The sequence below is a fragment of the Burkholderia sp. WSM2232 genome (genome assembly GCF_000472545.1).
Lineage (GTDB): Bacteria > Pseudomonadota > Gammaproteobacteria > Burkholderiales > Burkholderiaceae > Paraburkholderia.
In genome coordinates this window covers 32,039-49,210 of the sequence record NZ_AWZV01000039.1, presented here as the reverse complement: position 1 = coordinate 49,210, position 17,172 = coordinate 32,039, and the positions used below count along the sequence as shown (strand labels likewise).

General features: G+C 64.9%; 11 protein-coding genes and 1 pseudogene. 8 read left to right on the top strand and 4 right to left on the bottom strand.

Annotated elements, in window-relative coordinates:
• The first annotated feature begins 288 nt into the window (after positions 1–288).
• The 8 genes from F757_RS0127325 to truB all read left to right on the top strand — a co-directional run bounded on the left by F757_RS0127325 (position 289) and on the right by truB (position 11,948).
• Positions 289–1,515, top strand: coding sequence for a pyridoxal phosphate-dependent aminotransferase (locus tag F757_RS0127325; protein ID WP_027214161.1), 1,227 nt, complete (start codon positions 289–291; stop codon positions 1,513–1,515).
• Between the two features lie 346 nt (positions 1,516–1,861).
• Positions 1,862–2,980 carry an SMC-Scp complex subunit ScpB gene (gene scpB / locus F757_RS0127320; RefSeq protein ID WP_027214160.1) on the top strand — a complete coding sequence of 373 codons (1,119 nt, stop codon included), beginning with the start codon at positions 1,862–1,864 and terminating at the stop codon, positions 2,978–2,980.
• A gap of 63 nt (positions 2,981–3,043) precedes the next feature.
• Complete coding sequence (rluB, locus tag F757_RS0127315) at positions 3,044–4,903, top strand: 23S rRNA pseudouridine(2605) synthase RluB (protein WP_027214159.1); 1,860 nt, start codon at positions 3,044–3,046, stop codon at positions 4,901–4,903.
• A 502-nt stretch (positions 4,904–5,405) separates the two neighbouring features.
• Positions 5,406–5,864: a ribosome maturation factor RimP gene (gene rimP, locus F757_RS0127305; RefSeq protein ID WP_007182297.1), complete on the top strand. Its 459-nt coding sequence runs from the start codon at positions 5,406–5,408 to the stop codon at positions 5,862–5,864.
• Entirely contained in the window at positions 5,861–7,336 is a 1,476-nt protein-coding gene (gene nusA, locus F757_RS0127300; protein ID WP_027214158.1) for a transcription termination factor NusA, read from the top strand. Before rimP ends, nusA begins: the two co-directional genes overlap by 4 nt.
• 94 nt (positions 7,337–7,430) lie before the next feature.
• Positions 7,431–10,373 (top strand): translation initiation factor IF-2, encoded by a 2,943-nt coding sequence (infB, locus tag F757_RS0127295; RefSeq protein WP_027214157.1) that lies wholly within the window; start codon positions 7,431–7,433, stop codon positions 10,371–10,373.
• Positions 10,374–10,550: 177 nt separating this feature from the next.
• Positions 10,551–10,916 carry a 30S ribosome-binding factor RbfA gene (gene rbfA / locus F757_RS0127290; RefSeq protein ID WP_027214156.1) on the top strand — a complete coding sequence of 122 codons (366 nt, stop codon included), beginning with the start codon at positions 10,551–10,553 and terminating at the stop codon, positions 10,914–10,916.
• 93 nt (positions 10,917–11,009) lie between these two features.
• Positions 11,010–11,948, top strand: a complete 939-nt coding sequence (gene truB / locus F757_RS0127285; protein WP_027214155.1) for a tRNA pseudouridine(55) synthase TruB — start codon at positions 11,010–11,012, stop codon at positions 11,946–11,948.
• 181 nt (positions 11,949–12,129) lie between these two features.
• On the opposite strand, the pseudogene F757_RS0127280 reads toward truB, so the two are convergent.
• From F757_RS0127280 to F757_RS0127265, 4 genes and pseudogenes are all read right to left on the bottom strand, one after another.
• Positions 12,130–13,701: pseudogene (locus tag F757_RS0127280) on the bottom strand (DHA2 family efflux MFS transporter permease subunit); the annotation flags it as partial.
• Between the two features lie 22 nt (positions 13,702–13,723).
• Complete coding sequence (locus F757_RS0127275; RefSeq protein ID WP_027214153.1) at positions 13,724–14,980, bottom strand: EmrA/EmrK family multidrug efflux transporter periplasmic adaptor subunit; 1,257 nt, start codon at positions 14,978–14,980, stop codon at positions 13,724–13,726.
• 89 nt (positions 14,981–15,069) lie between these two features.
• Entirely contained in the window at positions 15,070–16,602 is a 1,533-nt protein-coding gene (locus F757_RS0127270) for an efflux transporter outer membrane subunit (protein WP_027214152.1), read from the bottom strand.
• A gap of 48 nt (positions 16,603–16,650) precedes the next feature.
• Entirely contained in the window at positions 16,651–17,166 is a 516-nt protein-coding gene (locus F757_RS0127265) for a MarR family winged helix-turn-helix transcriptional regulator (protein ID WP_027214151.1), read from the bottom strand.
• Between the last annotated feature and the right edge of the window lie 6 nt (positions 17,167–17,172).

Here is a 17,172-nt window from a genome sequence, read left to right as displayed (position 1 = left end):
GCGGCAAGCGTCGTGAACTGGCAGTCGCAAGCCCCAGACAACGTGGCGCCGTGCAGGCCACGTCGCGCTCGGCGGACCTCGCTTCGCACCGCACGTGCGGGAGGCGGTCGGGTCAGGTTGCAAGCAGCTTGATGGATGCCGCGCGGCCGGCACCTCGCCGGGAGGCCCCTGCGCGGCTCGACCTTCCAGCGCGCGCCGCTGGGCTAAACTTCCGGCTCGGCTAATGACCGGCTTTGCCGCGTTATAGCGCCCATCCGACTGAGTCTATTTCTCCACCTGGAAGCCCTGATGAGCGAACCGGAATCTTCCGCGCCCTCCATCCCCAACGCGCGCGACGCGGTACGCGCGCTACGTCCGTCGCAGATACGCGAAGTGGCTAACGCCGGCTTCGGCGTGGCGGACGTGCTGCCGTTCTGGTTCGGCGAATCGGACCGCGTGACGCCCGCCTTCATCCGCGACGCCGCCAGCGCGGCGCTGCAGGCGGGCGAAACGTTCTACACGCACAACCTGGGCATTGCGCCATTGCGCTCCGCGCTCGCCGATTATGTAAGCGAACTGCACGGCGCGACGTCGCCCGACCATATCGCGGTAACGAGTGCGGGCGTCAACGCGCTGATGCTGGCGGCGCAGCTCGTGGTGGGAGCGGGCGACCGCGTGGTGGCCGTCACGCCGCTGTGGCCGAATCTTGTCGAAATTCCGAAGATTCTCGGGGCCCATGTGGAAACGGTCTCACTCGACTACGGCGAGCAGGGCTGGCAACTGGATGTCGGGCGCTTGCTGCGCGCGCTCACGCCCGACACGAAGATGCTGCTCGTCAATTCGCCGAATAACCCGACCGGCTGGGTGATGACCCGCGAGCAGCAGCGAGCGGTGCTCGCGCATTGCCGGCGCCACGGCATCTGGATCGTCGCTGACGAAGTCTACGAGCGCCTGTACTACCCCGACCCGGCGCCTGAGGCCGATGGCGCGGCGCCGAGCCGCACCGCGCCGTCGTTTCTCGATCTCGCCGCACGCGACGAACGGGTGATCTGCGTGAACTCGTTCTCCAAAGCCTGGCTGATGACCGGCTGGCGCCTCGGCTGGATTGTCGCGCCCAAACGCCTGATGGACGACCTGGGCAAGCTCGTCGAGTACAACACTTCCTGCGCGCCCGCCTTCGTGCAGCACGCGGGGATAGCCGCCGTCCGGGAGGGCGAGCGCTTCACGCTGGAACTGGTGCGCGACCTGAAGGCGTCGCGCGACCATCTGGTGCGGGCGTTGTCGGCGGTGCCGGGCGTCGATGTGAAGGCGCCCCAGGGCGCGATGTATCTCTTTTTCACAATGGAGGGCGCGTCGCGCAGCCTCGAACTCTGCAAGGCGATGGTCCGCGAGGTCGGCCTCGGCGTCGCGCCCGGCAGCGCGTTCGGTCCCGAGGGTGAGGGCTTCTTGCGCTGGTGTTACGCGTGCGACACCGCGCGGCTCGACGCCGGCGTGGAACGCCTCAAGCGGTTCCTCGCGCAGCATGGCCGCGGTTAGCGCGACGAAGGCTCGCGACAACTCCGCCGCGGCCCGCGCACGCAGGGCGGACGCGCTTTCGTCTGCGCGCCGCGCGCCTGGCCGACTGTTGCGCGAATGCACCGGGCATGTTGTCCGGCGCCTCGCTTTACGCACCGGATGTTTTTGCGTAATATGGCGCTCAGTCACGCGATTCCTGTCCGGAATATCGCTGCTCCGTCCGGCTGGGTTTGGCTCGATAGTCTTTTTCGCCTCCCCCCGGTGCGTGCTCCCATCAATATGACCGATCAGAATCGGGCGAGCGCGTCTTCAGTTCCACATCGTCTGTTTGATCCGGTTCTTTGACCACAGGGTCTGACCTAGCTGCATGAATACCCAAGAGGCGAAGATCGTCCTCGAGACAGCCTTGATCTGCGCGCAGGAGCCGTTAAAGCTCGGCGATTTGCGCAAGCTCTTTGCCGACGGCGTGTCGGCAGACACCGTTAGGACTCTGCTCGAAGACCTGAAACAGGACTGGTCGGGGCGCGGTGTGGAGTTGGTCGGGCTGGCGTCGGGCTGGCGGTTTCAAAGCAAGCCCGCGATGCGTTCGTATCTGGATCGACTGCATCCCGAAAAGCCGCCGAAATATTCGCGTGCGGTGCTCGAAACGCTCGCGATTATTGCTTACCGGCAACCTGTCACGCGGGGCGACATCGAGGAAATCCGCGGCGTCACGGTGAACACGCAGGTCGTGAAGCAGCTCGAAGATCGCGGCTGGATCGAAGTGATCGGCCATCGCGACGTGCCGGGGCGGCCGGCGTTGTACGCGACCACGCGTCAGTTTCTCGACGACCTCGGTTTGCGCGCGCTCGACGAATTGCCGCCGCTCGCCGACCCGTCCGCCCAACTGAACGCGGATCTGCTCGGACAGCACGCAATTGAATTCTCCGAGGCTGAGAATGTCGAGACGCCGGCATCCGGCGAAGAAGGCGAGTTGAGTGCGCCCGAACAGCGAGACGCGAGCGGCGCGGAAGTAACAGGCGAAGCACACCCGGCGGCAGGAACGGAAATCGCTGCAGAAGAAACAGAGGGCCTGCCGGCTCAGCAGCATGCGGATGCCGCGCAAGCGGGCGGCGCCGTGGGTGGTGGCGAGAATCCCGAAGCCGCCGTGCATCAGGCACTCGGGCCGCAAGCCGAGGCAGGTGAACAGGCGGAGCAGACGGAGCAGACGGAACCCACCGAAGATGTCCGCGAAAGCGGCAGTGAAGCGGCGAGCGTCGTACCGCTGCCCGGCGCCGCGCAGTCCGAAGCGAATCGCTATCCGGGCGCTGAGGCCGATCCGGCGGATCTTGCACCGTCCTCGCATGATTCGGGCGTGCTCCGTGACGCGGAGCAAACGGCCGGATCGAACCCGACCAGGGCGGCGCACGACGACGAAGATCGTCGCGATGCCGCACAGGACGCAGGCATTCTGACCGACGACGAAGCCGAGTCGCGCAGCGCCTGACGTAACCGAACATTTTTGCCGCGCCTGCAAGGGGCGCGCGCGACCTGACATTTTGAGGTTGTTTTGACACATACCCACGACACCGAGTCGTCTGAATCCGAGCGCGCCGTGCCATCGGCGCGCGCTGACGAAACGCGCACCACGCAAGCGTCGGCAGGCGAGGGCGAGCGCCCGGCGCAGACCACGGAAGCAGACGGCGAAGACCGTCCGCGTCGCGGCCTGCGTCGCGGACCGCGCAGCCTGATTGCCCGGCGCCGCGCCGGCGCCAAGACAAAGGCCGCCGAAGGCGGTTCCGCCGAGAGCGCGGCGGTCGTCGCCGAGACGCCGCCGGACGGCGAGGTGGCCGCGCAGGCGCGTGCGCCACGCAAGGAAGCGGGCGCGAAAGGTCAGGGCTCCCGGCGCAATGCGGGCGGAGCGAGGCGTGAAGGGCACCGTGAGGGCCAGCGCGACGGCACGCCGCGCGAAGGCGCTGCTCGTGAAGGTCAGCGCGAAGGTCAGCGCGAGCGCCAGCCGCGCGCAGGTGGTCAGCGCCAGAATCGCCGTGGCGGCGAAGTGCCGGCGGTCGCTACCGACACGGCTCAGGACGATCTGTTTTCTTATGTCACGTCGCCTGCCTTCGACGCGGACAACAGCACGACGGGCGGCGTGCGCGCACCCATGCTGCGCCGTGGCAAGCCGGCCGCTCCGAAGCGCGTGCTTTCCGCCGACGACGACGCGCCCAAGCTTCACAAGGTGCTGGCCGAAGCCGGCATGGGTTCGCGTCGCGACATGGAAGAATTGATCGTCGCCGGCCGCGTGTCGGTGAACGGCGAGCCGGCCCACATCGGCCAGCGCATCATGCCGACCGACCAGGTCCGTATCAACGGCAAGCCGGTCAAGCGCAAGCTCGCCAACAAGCCGCCGCGCGTGCTGCTGTATCACAAGCCGACGGGCGAGATCGTCAGTCATGCCGACCCGGAAGGCCGTCCGTCGGTGTTCGACAAGCTGCCGCCGATGAAAACCGCCAAGTGGCTCGCGGTTGGCCGCCTTGACTTCAATACGGAGGGTCTGCTGATGCTGACCACCTCCGGCGATCTGGCGAACCGTTTCATGCATCCGCGCTATAGCGTCGAGCGTGAATACGCGGTCCGCGTGGTCGGTGAACTCGCCGAAGGCATGCGTCAGAAGCTGCTGAACGGCGTCGAGCTCGACGACGGTCCGGCCAATTTCCTGCGCATCCGCGACGGCGGCGGCGAGGGCACCAATCACTGGTATCACGTCGCGCTCGCCGAAGGGCGGAATCGCGAGGTGCGCCGCATGTTCGAAGCCGCCGGCCTGATGGTGAGCCGTCTGATCCGAACGCGGCACGGCCCGATCTCCCTGCCCAAGGGCCTGAAGCGCGGTCGCTGGGAAGAGCTCGAGGACAACCAGGTGCGCGCGCTGATGGCATCCGTCGGTCTGAAGGCGCCGAGCGAGGAGCGCGGCGGCCGCGGCGCGGCGCCGGAGCGCAAGCAGCCTGATCCGATGCAGACCTCGATGGGTTTCATCAGCCGCGAACCGGTTCTCATGTCGCATCACCGCTTTGAACAGCAACCGCGCGGTCAAGGCCGGCGCGGTGCGGCGGGCGGCGGCGTGGGCGGCGGGGCAGGCGCCGGTTTCGGCGGCGGCTACGGCAATCGCGGCACGGGTCGCAGCGCGGGTGGGTTCGGCGGCGTGGGTGGTCCCCGCGGCGCGCGGGACGTCGACGGCAACCGTGCACCTTCGGGCAGCGGCAACCGCGCTGCGGGCGGTGGCAAGCGCGCGGGCGGTAACGGTCCGGCTGCGGGCGGCGGCAATCGTGCGCCGGGCGGCCCGCGTGGCAACGGTAATCGCGCGGGCGGCGGCAACGCTGGCGGCGCAAACCGAGGCGGCGGCGCGCCGCGCGGCCGCTCGCGCGGGCGCTGATCGCAAACACGGCGCGGCGCCGCAGCTTCGCATACGGTGCGGCAGTTGCAGCGGTCCGGTCAACCGGATTGGCGCAGCGCTCGCGGGCGCATTGGCGCGACCGCAAACGCGTGCCAACGCCGTGTGTGAAAGGCAGGACAGGCGCAAAGTCGGGCCAGATTGCACGGCGCCGTCTTGTAAAGTCCGCAAGCGCCGCCATATCGTCAAAAGATTGCCATGAAATCAGGCGGAAATGCGCTTGGCGCGGCGCTCTGCGGTTTGCGTTTGTCCTGAAAAATGGCTACAATCGCGAAGTCGCTGGGCGTGCGGCTTTTCATGTGCGGCTCAGGTGCGACCACCGGTAATAAGATGATGGGCGTTTAGCCCATTTTTTTTTGCCGCTCAGTTCATCGTGGTTCGTCATCTCGGGTAGCACGAACGTGCGCCGGCCAGGCGCGCGGCCCGCATTGGTTGTTTGCAGAACAAGCGGCAGGCTCGCTGCGCGAACATCTAAGAGGGCACTGTGCAACTGACGGAACTGATTGAAACCACGGTCGTGGGACTCGGCTACGAGCTCGTCGATCTCGAGCGCACCGGGCGCGGCATGCTGTGTATTTATATCGACCAGCCTGCCGGCATCGCGATCGAAGACTGCGAGAAAGTCACGCGTCAGCTCCAGCACGTACTGACGGTCGAAAATATCGATTATGAGCGGCTCGAAGTATCGTCGCCGGGGCTCGACCGTCCGCTGAAAAAACTGGCGGATTTTGAACGCTTCGCAGGCAGCGAAGTGGTAATCACATTGAAAAAGCCATTGGACGGACGGAAATCGTACCGGGGTATTTTGCATGCTCCGCAAGGCGAGACCATCGGTCTGGAATTTGAAGGGAAGGAAGGCGCCGCGATGCTCGATTTCACGCTCGCGGACATGGACAAAGCACGCCTCGTTCCGAAAGTTGACTTTAGGAGCCGCAAACAATGAGTCGCGAAGTGTTGATGCTGGTGGATGCGCTGGCACGCGAGAAGAACGTCGACAAAGACGTGGTATTTGCCGCGCTCGAGGCGGCTCTCGCTTCGGCCTCCAAGAAACTCTTCGAAGAAGACGCGGACATTCGCGTCCATATCGACCGTGAGAGCGGCGAGCACGAAACGTTTCGCCGCTGGAAAGTGGTGCCGGACGAAGCCGGCCTGCAGGAGCCGGATCAGGAAATTCTGCTGTTCGAAGCACGCGAGCAGAAGCCGGAGATCCAGATCGACGAGTTCATCGAAGAACCGGTGCCGTCCATCGAGTTCGGCCGTATCGGTGCGCAGGCCGCCAAGCAGGTGATCCTGCAGAAGGTGCGCGACGCCGAGCGCGAGCAGATTCTGAACGACTTCCTCGAGCGCGGCGAGCACATCATGACCGGCTCGGTGAAGCGTCTGGACAAGGGCAACTTCATCGTCGAAACCGGCCGCGTCGAAGCGCTGTTGCGCCGCGACCAGCTCATTCCGAAGGAAAACCTGCGCGTGGGCGACCGCGTGCGCGCCTATATCGCGAAGGTCGATCGCACCGCGCGCGGTCCGCAGATCGAACTGTCGCGTACGGCGCCCGAATTCCTGATGAAGCTGTTCGAAATGGAAGTGCCGGAAATCGAACAGGGCCTGCTCGAAATCAAGGCGGCGGCGCGCGATCCCGGCGTGCGTGCGAAGATCGGCGTGGTCGCTTACGACAAGCGCATCGACCCGATCGGCACCTGCGTCGGCATTCGCGGCTCGCGCGTGCAGGCTGTGCGTAACGAGCTCGGTGGCGAAAACGTCGACATCGTGCTATGGTCGGAGGATCCCGCCCAGTTTGTGATCGGCGCGCTCGCGCCGGCAGCCGTCCAGTCGATCGTCGTCGACGAAGAAAAGCATTCGATGGACGTCGTCGTGGACGAAAACGAGCTGGCGGTCGCGATCGGCCGCAGCGGCCAGAACGTGCGTCTTGCCAGCGAACTCACCGGCTGGCAGATCAACATCATGACGCCGGACGAATCTGCGCAAAAGCAGAATCAGGAACGCGGTGTTCTGCGCGACCTGTTCATGGCGCGTCTCGATGTCGACGAAGAAGTTGCCGACATCCTGATCGACGAAGGCTTCACGAGCCTCGAAGAGATCGCTTACGTGCCGCTGAACGAAATGCTCGAGATCGAGGCATTCGACGAAGACACCGTCCACGAACTGCGCAATCGCGCCCGCGACGCGTTGTTGACGATGGCGATCGCAAACGAAGAAAAGGTCGAAAATGTAGCGCTCGACCTGAAGAGCCTGGACGGCATGGACGCCGACCTGCTCGCAAAACTGGCCGAACATCAGATCCAGACGCGCGACGAACTCGCCGAACTGGCCGTAGATGAACTGGTCGAGATGACCGGAATGGAAGAGGATGCCGCTAAGGCGTTGATCATGAAAGCACGTGAACACTGGTTCCAGTGAGAAATGACCATGGCGCACTAAATTGAACGCGGCCGTCAGGCCGCATGACCCGATGCTAACCGCAAGGAATCGGTCCTTGCATTAAGAGGAATGAATGGCGAGTAACAACGTAGCCCAATTTGCCGCGGAACTGAAAATGCCTGCAGGCGTGCTGCTCGAGCAGCTGCAGGCGGCCGGCGTCACCAAAGCGAGCGAAGCCGACGCCTTGTCCGAAACGGACAAGGAGCGTCTGCTCGACCACTTGCGCAAGTCGCACGGCTCGACTGATGCGGACAAGCGCAAGATCACGCTGACGAAACGGCATACGTCGGAGATCAAGCAATCCGATGCGACGGGCAAGGCTCGCACCATTCAGGTCGAGGTGCGTAAGAAGCGCACTTTCGTCCGCCGCGACGAAACCTCCGCTGAAGGCGGAGAAGCATCGAATCATGTGGCCGAAAGCACGGACGCCGATGAGCTCGAACTCCAGCGCCGTGAAGAGGAAGCTCGTCACGAAGCCGAGCTGCTCGAAAAGCAGGCCCAGGAACTGAAGGCGCGCCAGGAGCAGCTGGAGCGCGAAGAGGCCGAGCGCCAGGCACGCGAGCAGGCTGCGGAAGCCGAGCGTCGCCGCGCCGAGGAAGACGCGGCGAAGAAGCGCGCGGCCGAGGCGGCAGCGCGTGAGAAGGCGCAGCAGGCAACGCAAGCCGCGAAGGCCGAAGCTGCAACCGCCAAGGCGGCTGAACCGGCGGTTGCGAAAGACGCCGCGCAGGACGACGAGCGTGCCGCAGCGGAACGCGCGGCTCAGCGCGAAGCGGCGAAGAAGGCGGAAGACGCTGCGCGTCAGGCTGCCGAGAAGGCGCGTGCCGAGCAGGAAGAAATCGCCAAGCGCCGTGCCGCGGCGGAAGCCGAAGCACGTGCGATTCGCGAAATGATGAACACGCCGCGCAAGGCCCAGGTGAAGGCGCCCGAACCCGCGCCGAAGCCCGCCGAGCCGGCCAAGGCCGCAGAAGCCAAGGGCACGCTGCACAAGCCGGCGCGTCCGGCTGGTGAAGCAGCGCGTCCGGCTGCGGGCGCTGCGCGCAAGCCGGCGGCAGCGGCTCCGGCCGCAACGACCGCGCCGTCTGCCGGCGACAAGAAGAAGCCGGGCGGCAAGGGCGGCTGGCAGGACGACGCAGCCAAGCGCCGCGGCATCAAGACGCGCGGCGACACGAGCGGCGGCGTCGACCGCGGCTGGCGCGGCGGCCCGAAGGGGCGTGGCAAGCATCAGGATCAGAACACGACGTTCCAGGCGCCGACCGAACCGATCGTGCGCGAAGTGCACGTGCCGGAAACCATCACGGTCGCCGATCTGGCGCACAAGATGGCGGTGAAGGCATCGGAAGTCATCAAGTCGATGATGAAGCTCGGCCAGATGGTCACGATCAACCAGATGCTGGACCAGGAAACGGCGATGATCATCGTCGAAGAACTGGGCCATCACGCGGTTGCCGCCAAGCTGGACGACCCGGAGGCGATGCTGGTGGAAGGCGAAGTGTCGGATGCGGAAGCGTTGCCGCGTCCGCCGGTCGTGACCGTCATGGGTCACGTCGACCACGGCAAGACCTCGCTGCTTGACTACATCCGCCGTGCGAAGGTTGCAGCGGGCGAAGCGGGCGGCATCACGCAGCATATCGGCGCTTACCACGTCGAAACGCCGCGTGGCGTGATCACGTTCCTCGATACGCCGGGTCACGAGGCCTTCACGGCCATGCGTGCCCGCGGTGCGAAGGCAACGGACATCGTCATTCTGGTGGTCGCAGCCGACGACGGCGTGATGCCGCAAACGAAGGAAGCGATCGCCCACGCGAAGGCCGGCGGCGTGCCGCTCGTCGTCGCGATCAACAAGATCGACAAGCCGGAAGCCAACCCTGATCGCGTCAAGCAGGAACTGGTTACGGAAGGCGTCGTGCCGGAAGAGTACGGCGGTGACTCGCCGTTCGTGCCGGTGTCGGCAAAAACCGGCTCGGGTATCGACGATCTGCTCGAAAACGTGCTGCTGCAAGCCGAAGTGCTGGAGTTGAAGGCACCGGTCGAAGCACCGGCCAAGGGTCTCGTCATCGAAGCGAAGCTCGACAAGGGCAAGGGCCCGGTCGCGACCATCCTGGTCCAGTCCGGTACGCTGAACCGCGGCGACGTCGTCCTTGCAGGCAGCGCTTACGGTCGTGTGCGAGCCATGCTCGACGAAACCGGCAAGCCGACCAAGTCGGCGGGTCCGTCGATTCCGGTCGAAATCCAGGGTCTGTCGGAAGTGCCGCAGGCAGGCGAAGAAGTCATCGTCATGCCGGACGAGCGCAAGGCGCGTGAAGTCGCGCTGTTCCGTCAGGGCAAGTTCCGCGACGTCAAGCTCGCCAAGCAGCAGGCTGCGAAGCTGGAGAACATGCTCGAGCAGATGGGCGAAGGCGAAGTGCAGTACATGCCGCTCATCGTCAAGGCCGACGTGCAAGGTTCGCAGGAAGCACTGGTGCAATCGCTGCTCAAGCTTTCCACCGACGAGGTGCGCGTGCAGATCGTGCACGGCGCCGTGGGCGGCATCAGCGAGTCGGACGTCAACCTGGCCACGGCTTCGAAGGCGGTCATCATCGGCTTCAACACGCGGGCAGATGCACAGGCACGCAAGCTGGCGGAAGCCAACGGCGTGGACATTCGCTACTACAACATCATTTACGACGCAGTGGATGAGGTGAAGGCGGCAATGTCGGGCATGCTGGCGCCGGAGAAGCGCGAAGTCGTGACAGGCACGGTCGAAGTGCGCCAGGTGTTCAAGGTGCCGAAGATCGGCGCGGTGGCCGGCTGTATGGTCACGGACGGTTTCGTCAAGCGCTCGTCGTCGGTGCGTGTGCTGCGCAACAACGTCGTCATCTTCACGGGCGAGCTGGATTCGCTCAAGCGCTTCAAGGACGACGTGAAGGAAGTCCGCCAGGGCTTCGAGTGCGGTATGTCGATCAAGAACTTCAACGACATCGTCGAAGGCGATCAGTTCGAAGTCTTCGAGGTCACCGAAGTCGCGCGTACGCTGTAAGTCACGCGGCAAGGTTCCAAGGGGCGGAGGGGGCATCAACGCCCGCTCCGCCCGTTGTTTTTGGGCCTGCCGCTTCGCGCAACGCTCGCTGTCGTTGCGCTGCGCCAGTGGCGCGCTTTCAATAGCCGCGCTGTCGCGAACCATTTTTGCATCCGTCAGAACGGATCACATAACACCATGCCTAAAAAACGTTCTTCACCCAATCGCAACGTGCAGCTCGCCGATCAGATCCAGCGCGATCTGTCGGAACTGCTGCGCGAGGTCAAGGACCCGCGCATCGGGATCGTCACGATCCAGAGCGTCGAGCTGACGCCGGACTATGCACATGCGAAGGTCTATTTCACGACCCTGACGGGCGATCCGCAGCAGACGCTCGCGGCGCTCACGCATGCAGCCGGCCATCTGCATAACCAGTTGTTCAAGCGCCTCCATATTCATACGGTGCCGACGCTGCATTTCCATTACGACAAGACGATCGAGCGCGCCGTCGAGATGTCGCGTCTGATCGACGAAGCAAACGCCAGTCGCGCCAAAGAAGACTGAAGGCGGGCTCGCCTGCAACGCGCCGCGGGCCGCAAGGACCGGGCGCTGCACGTCTGACGCCATTCCGGCTTCCATGGAAAACCGTTTTCCGACATGACCGCACCTGAACGCCCCCGCGTGCCGCGCCGCGCGCTCGACGGCGTGCTGCTGCTCGACAAGCCGCTCGGCCTGTCGAGCAACGACGCACTGATTCGCGCGAAGCGCCTCTATCTGGCCAAAAAGGCGGGCCACACCGGCACGCTCGATCCGCTCGCCACCGGCCTGCTGCCGCTCTGTTTCGGCGAAGCCACCAAGTTCTCGCAAGATCTGCTTGAAGCCGACAAGACGTACGAGGCCACGATGCGCCTCGGTATTCGCACGACTACGGGCGACGCCGAGGGCAAGCCGGTCGACACGCGCGCGGTCACCTGCGACGAAGCCGCGGTGCGCGCGGTGCTGCCGGCCTTTCTCGGCGATATCATGCAGGTCCCGCCGATGTATTCCGCGCTCAAGCGCGACGGCAAGCCGCTCTACGAATATGCGCGCGCGGGCCAGACCGTCGAGCGGCAAGGGCGCGAGGTCACGATCCATTCGCTGAAGCTGCTCGCGTGCGCGCTGCCGGATGTCACCTTCCGCGTCACGTGCAGCAAGGGCACGTATGTGCGCACGCTCGCCGAAGACATTGGCGAGGCGTTGGGCTGCGGCGCCCACCTGGTGGCTTTGCGGCGCACCGGCGTGGGCGCGTTGACACTCGAGCATGCGGTGACGCTCGACGCGCTGTCGGACGCGACCGAGAGCGAGCGCGATGCATGGCTGCAACCGGTGGACGCGTTGCTGTCGACGTTTCCTTCGGTGCATCTCGACGAAGACGCGACGCGCCGCTTTCTGCATGGTCAGCGCTTGAAGCTATCGGAACTCGAATTGAGCGATGAAGCGATGAGCGCGTCGCGCGTGCGTGTGTACGCGGCGGCGCAGGGCCGCCTGCTCGGCGTCGCGAAGCGCGGGGAAGGGGTGTTGGCGCCGGAGCGGCTGATCGTCACGGCAACCGATTAGCGGCCTTTCGCGGCGGAGCAGGCAAGCGACACATACCGCACCCCCTCTGATCGAAGAACCGCTGAACAACTGCTGACCAACTGTTCACCAACTGCCAGAGCGGTTGCAACAAAAAAGGCGGGACCGCGTGCAAACGGTCCCGCCTTTTCATCATCTACCTACGCGCGGTCAGAAGCGAAAATCAATGCGCCGCAGCGGCAGCGGCACCGGCATCGCCACCGGCTCTTTCAGGCTTCGTGATCCAGATCAGCGCGATCAACGCGACAAAGATTCCCGCCGACACGTAGAACAGGTCGTTCACGCCCAATTGCGCGGCCTGCTGTGTGGCCATTGAATTGAAAAGTCCATACGCCTGCGGTTGACTGAAGCCCGCAGCGCCCATTTGCCGGATCGACTGATCGAATACCGGGTTGTAGGCGTTGGCGCGCTCCGTCAATTGCGCATGGTGCATGATCGTGCGATGGTCCCACGCCGTTTGAAAAATCGACGTGCCGATGCCGCCGCACATGATCCGCACGAAGTTCGACAGGCCCGAGGCGGCCGGAATGCGGTTGCCCGGCAGGCCGGACAGCGTGATCGACACCAGCGGGATGAAGAAGCCGGCCATGCCGATGCCCTGAATCAGCGTGGGCAGCAGCAGCGAGTACGTATCCACGCCGGTCGTGTAACGCGAGCGCATCCAGAAACACAGTGCGAACACAAGGAACGACAGCGTCGCAATGTAGCGCGGATCGGTGCGCGGCAGGACCTTGCCCGTGATCGGCGACAGCAGCACCGCGAAGACGCCGACGGGCGCCATCACAAGACCGGCTTCAGTTGCGGTGTAGCCGATGTCCGTTTGCAGCCATAGCGGCAGTAGCACGAGGTTGCCGAAGTAAAGCCCGTAGCCGACCGACAGCGCGATCGTGCCGCCGGTGAAGTTGCGCTTGCTGAAGAGCGACAGATCGACTACCGGATGCTCGGCCGTCAATTCCCACACGATGAAAAACGCCAGCGCGATCACCGCGACCAGTGCGAGCACGACAATCGTGGTCGACGAAAACCAGTCGAGGTCCTTGCCCTTGTCGAGCATGATCTGCAGCGCGCCGACCCAAAGGATCAGCAGGCTCAGGCCCACGCCGTCGATTGGCGCTTTCTTGACGACGGAATCGCGGTTGCGAAAGATCATCCACGTGGCTACCGCCGCAATCGCGCCGACCGGGATGTTGACGTAGAAGATCCACGGCCACGAGATGTTGTCCGAAATCCAGCCGCCGAGAATCGGGCCGGCGACCGGCGCGATCAGCGTGGTCATCGCCCACATGGAGAGCGCCATTGGCGCTTTGGCGCGCGGGTAACTCGCGAGCAGAAGCGTTTGCGACAACGGAATCATCGGGCCGGCCACCGCGCCTTGCAGCACGCGCGAGGCGAGCAGGAAGGGCAGCGTCGGCGCGAGGCCGCACATCCATGACGAGATCACGAACAGCACGATCGACGCCATGAAGAGCCGCACCTGACCGATGCGGTCGGTGAGCCAGCCGGTGAGCGGCACCGAGATCGCGTTGGCGACCGCGAACGACGTGATCACCCATGTTCCCTGGTCGGACGACACACCGAGGTCGCCGGAAATGGACGGAATCGACACGTTCGCAATCGAGGTGTCGAGCACGTTCATGAAAACGGCGAGCGACACCGCGATGGTGCCGATCACCAGTTGCGCGCCTTCGAGCGGCGGATGCGGGAGTTGGGCCTGAGCCTGAGCCATGCAAAAAGCCTTGTATGAGTCGCCGCGCGGCTTACATCAGTTTTGCAGCCGCGGGCTTACCGGTGCCGGACTGCGCGGCTTTTTGCGTGCCGGCGTTCGGACCTGCGTTTTCCGCGATGATGCGGGCGATTTCCGCGTCGGCTTCGTCGCCGTACTTGGCGAACACGTTGGTCTGGTAGACGGTGTTCTGCGCGTCGCCCAGCTTGCCGCCGTTTTCGTCCTTGATGCTGACGTCAGCCTGCATCGACAGACCGATACGCAGCGGATGCTTTTCGAGCTCCTGCGGATCGAGCGCGATACGCACCGGCAGGCGCTGCACCACCTTGATCCAGTTGCCGGTTGCATTCTGCGCGGGCAACAGCGAGAACGCCGAACCCGTGCCCGCCGAGAAACCGACCACCGTGCCGTGATAGACCACCGACGAGCCGTAGACGTCCGCTGTCAGTTCGACCGGCTGGCCGATGCGCATGTGCTTGAGCTGCACTTCCTTGAAGTTGGCGTCGACCCACACGCCGCCGAGCGGCACGATCGCCATGAGCGGGGTTCCGGGCGACACGCGCTGGCCGACCTGCACCGAGCGCTTGGCAACGTAGCCGGTCACCGGGGCGGGCAGCGTGTTGCGGGCGTTGTTCAGATAGGCGTCGCGCACCTTCGCGGCGGCGGCCTGCACGTTCGGGTGGTTCGCGATGGTGGTGTTCGCCGTCAGCGCGCGGTTCGACGCGAGTTGCTGCTGGGCAGCTTCCACGGCGGCCTGCGCGCTCTTCACGGCGTCGCGCGCGTGTGAGATTTCTTCGAGCGACACCGCGCCGGTTTGCGCCACCGTGAGGCGGCGCTTCAGGTCGTCCTGCGCGCGCGACAGGTCGGCCTGGCGCTGCGCGACCTGGGCCTGGTACTGGTTGTCGTCGGCGAAGAGGCCGCGCACCTGGCGCACCGTTTGCGCGAGATTCGCTTCCGCCTGTTCGAGGGCGACGCGGGCGTCCGCCGGGTCGAGCACGACGACCGGGTCGCCGGCCTTGACGGTCTGCGTGTCGTCGGCGTTCACCGCGACGACGGTGCCGGTGACCTGCGGCGTGATCTGCACGACGTTGCCGTTCACATAGGCGTCGTCGGTGTCTTCGTGAAAGCGCGCCACGAGGAAGTAGTACAGGCCGTAGGCGATGGCCGCGATCAGGATCACGATGACGAGCAGCGTCATCATGCGCTTGCGTTTGCCGTTGTTCGCCGGTTGGGCCGGCTTGTTAGGCTGTGCCGGCTGATTGGTAGCCGCGGGCTGCTGGGGGGTGCTCATTGATGTGCTCCGGGTTCTCTCAAACGTCGTCGTTTATTCAAATGTTCGTGCGTGCTGCGTTCAGTCTGTGCCGTTGCGCCTTGCGCCGCTCACTTTGCTGCCGTGGTCGTGGCGGGCGCCGTACTGGCCGCGGCGGCCGGCGCCGCTGACCGTTCGTCGGCAGGCACCACGAGGCCCGTCTGGGTCGCGTCGAAACCGCCGCCGAGTGCCTTGATGAGGCCGATCTGCAGATTGCGGCGGCGCATCTTCAAGGTGGTGACCGTCTGCTCGGCAGCGAGGCGGTTCTGGTCGGCGGTCAGCACCTGCAACTGCGGCGACAGACCCGCCTTGTAGCGGATCACGGCGAGCTGGTAAGCCTTCGTGGAGGCGTCGAGCGCGCGCTGGGCGTCGCCCGATTGCTGGTCGATCGAGCGGATCGACGAGACTTGCGTCGCCACGTCCGACAACGCATTGATGAGCGTCTGGTTGTAATTGGCGACGTCGAGGTCGAAGTCGGCGTAACGGCCCTTCAACTGGGAGCGCAGCGCGCCAGCGTCGAAGATCGGCAGATGAATCGCCGGGCCGAACTGCATCTGACGGCTGCCGGCCTTCAGAAAACGGCCCCAGCCGAACGCGTCGAAGCCGAAGCCCGCCGCGAGGTTCACATCGGGAAAGAACTCGGCCTTCGCTTCCTTCACGTCGTGCATGGCCGCTTCGACCTGCCAGCGCGCAGCCACGATATCGGCGCGGCGCGCGACGAGGTCGGCGGGCAGATTGTCGGGCAAGGCTACTGCGCCGCCCACTGCGAGCGCCGGCTGGGCGATCTGCAGGCCGCGGTCCGGGCCCTTGCCGAGCAGCGCGCCCAGCTGATAACGCACCACGGTAATCTGACCGTCGAGGTCGGTCAGGTTCGACTGGCTCGTCGCAATATTGCCGGTCGCGGTCTGGCGCTCGACGTTGGTGTCGAGTCCCGCGGCGACGCGACCGTTGGTGATGCGGCCAATCTCCTGACGATTCTCGATCTCACGCGCGGCAATGTCGCGCAACGCGTACAACTGTGCGAGCTGGTTGTAGGTGCTCGCCACCGACGCCGCGAGTGTGACGCGCGCCTGTTGCATGTCGGCCTCGGCCGCTTTCTCCTGCGATACGGCCTGACCGAGGCGCTGACGGTTCTTGCCCCACAGGTCGAGATCCCACGATGCGCTCGCGAGCACGTTGTTCTCGCTGTACCAGGTGCCGCCGTAAGGGGGCGGGTAGAGCGCGTTGCCGGAAAAGAGCTCGCGCGTCCACGAATAGCTGCCGGTAACTTTCGGGTAGAGCGCCGAGCGCGAGCTCTCAATGTACGACGACGCCTTCGCGAGACGCGCCTGCGCCTGGGCGATCGAGGGGCTGCCTTCCAGCGCTTCGGCAATCAGCTTCGGCAGTTGTGGATCGCCGAACTGACTGGCCCAGTCGAGCGACGGCCACTGGCCGGCCTGGCCCGCCAGACTTTGCGTGGACTCATACTGCGCCGGCGAAGCAATCTGTTTGTCGCTCTTGACACCGAAGTAGTTCGCGCACCCCGTAAGGGCGAGCGCTGCCACCGCGGCGGCGACAGCGGCCCGGCCGGAAAGCGCGGGCGCGGACAGGGAAAGGGATTTCATCGCTCGACTCTTGAGTGGAATGTAATGATGGACAATGCAAGCAATTTGTCAGGACTTGCCTTGAGAATTACTTGCTGAGTCACGAGTAAAGGCCGTGCATTCGCCCGAATTGATCAGCACCCGGCGCAGCATGCTTTTCAGAAACCCCACTTCCTCCGGCGTGAAGCCGGCGAGCAGGTTGTCCAGCACACTATTGAAGATCTTCGGCATTTTGGCTGCGATTGCGTGGCCTTCCGCCGTGAGTGCCAGCCGCACGGCGCGCCGGTCCTCGCTGCTGCGCACGCGAGTGAGCAGGCCGCGCTTTTCCAGCCGGTCGATCAGGCGCGTGACGGCGCTTGCGTCTATGCCGTATTCGCGGGCCAGTTCCGCCGCCAGCAGACACTTGCCGCTTGCCACCATGAACAGAATGCTGCCTTGCTGGCTGGTGATGCCAAGCTCCGCCATGGTGCGCTGGGTGATGAGGTTCGACATGGTCGATTTCACCCGCGCAAGCAGATAGCCGACGCTTTCGCCAAGCTGGTACTCGCTGATCTCAGGCGCAGGTGTTCGAGACGGCTCCGTCATGATTCT

Bases quoted from the DNA above. Each gene is read 5' to 3' on its own strand.
- F757_RS0127325 (WP_027214161.1), top strand. From the start codon at position 289: ATGAGCGAACCGGAATCTTCCGCGCCCTCCATCCCCAACGCGCGCGAC.
- scpB (WP_027214160.1), top strand. From the start codon at position 1,862: ATGAATACCCAAGAGGCGAAGATCGTCCTCGAGACAGCCTTGATCTGC.
- nusA (WP_027214158.1), top strand. From the start codon at position 5,861: ATGAGTCGCGAAGTGTTGATGCTGGTGGATGCGCTGGCACGCGAGAAG.
- infB (WP_027214157.1), top strand. From the start codon at position 7,431: ATGGCGAGTAACAACGTAGCCCAATTTGCCGCGGAACTGAAAATGCCT.
- rbfA (WP_027214156.1), top strand. From the start codon at position 10,551: ATGCCTAAAAAACGTTCTTCACCCAATCGCAACGTGCAGCTCGCCGAT.
- truB (WP_027214155.1), top strand. From the start codon at position 11,010: ATGACCGCACCTGAACGCCCCCGCGTGCCGCGCCGCGCGCTCGACGGC.
- F757_RS0127275 (WP_027214153.1), bottom strand. From the start codon at position 14,980: ATGAGCACCCCCCAGCAGCCCGCGGCTACCAATCAGCCGGCACAGCCT.
- F757_RS0127270 (WP_027214152.1), bottom strand. From the start codon at position 16,602: ATGAAATCCCTTTCCCTGTCCGCGCCCGCGCTTTCCGGCCGGGCCGCT.
- F757_RS0127265 (WP_027214151.1), bottom strand. From the start codon at position 17,166: ATGACGGAGCCGTCTCGAACACCTGCGCCTGAGATCAGCGAGTACCAG.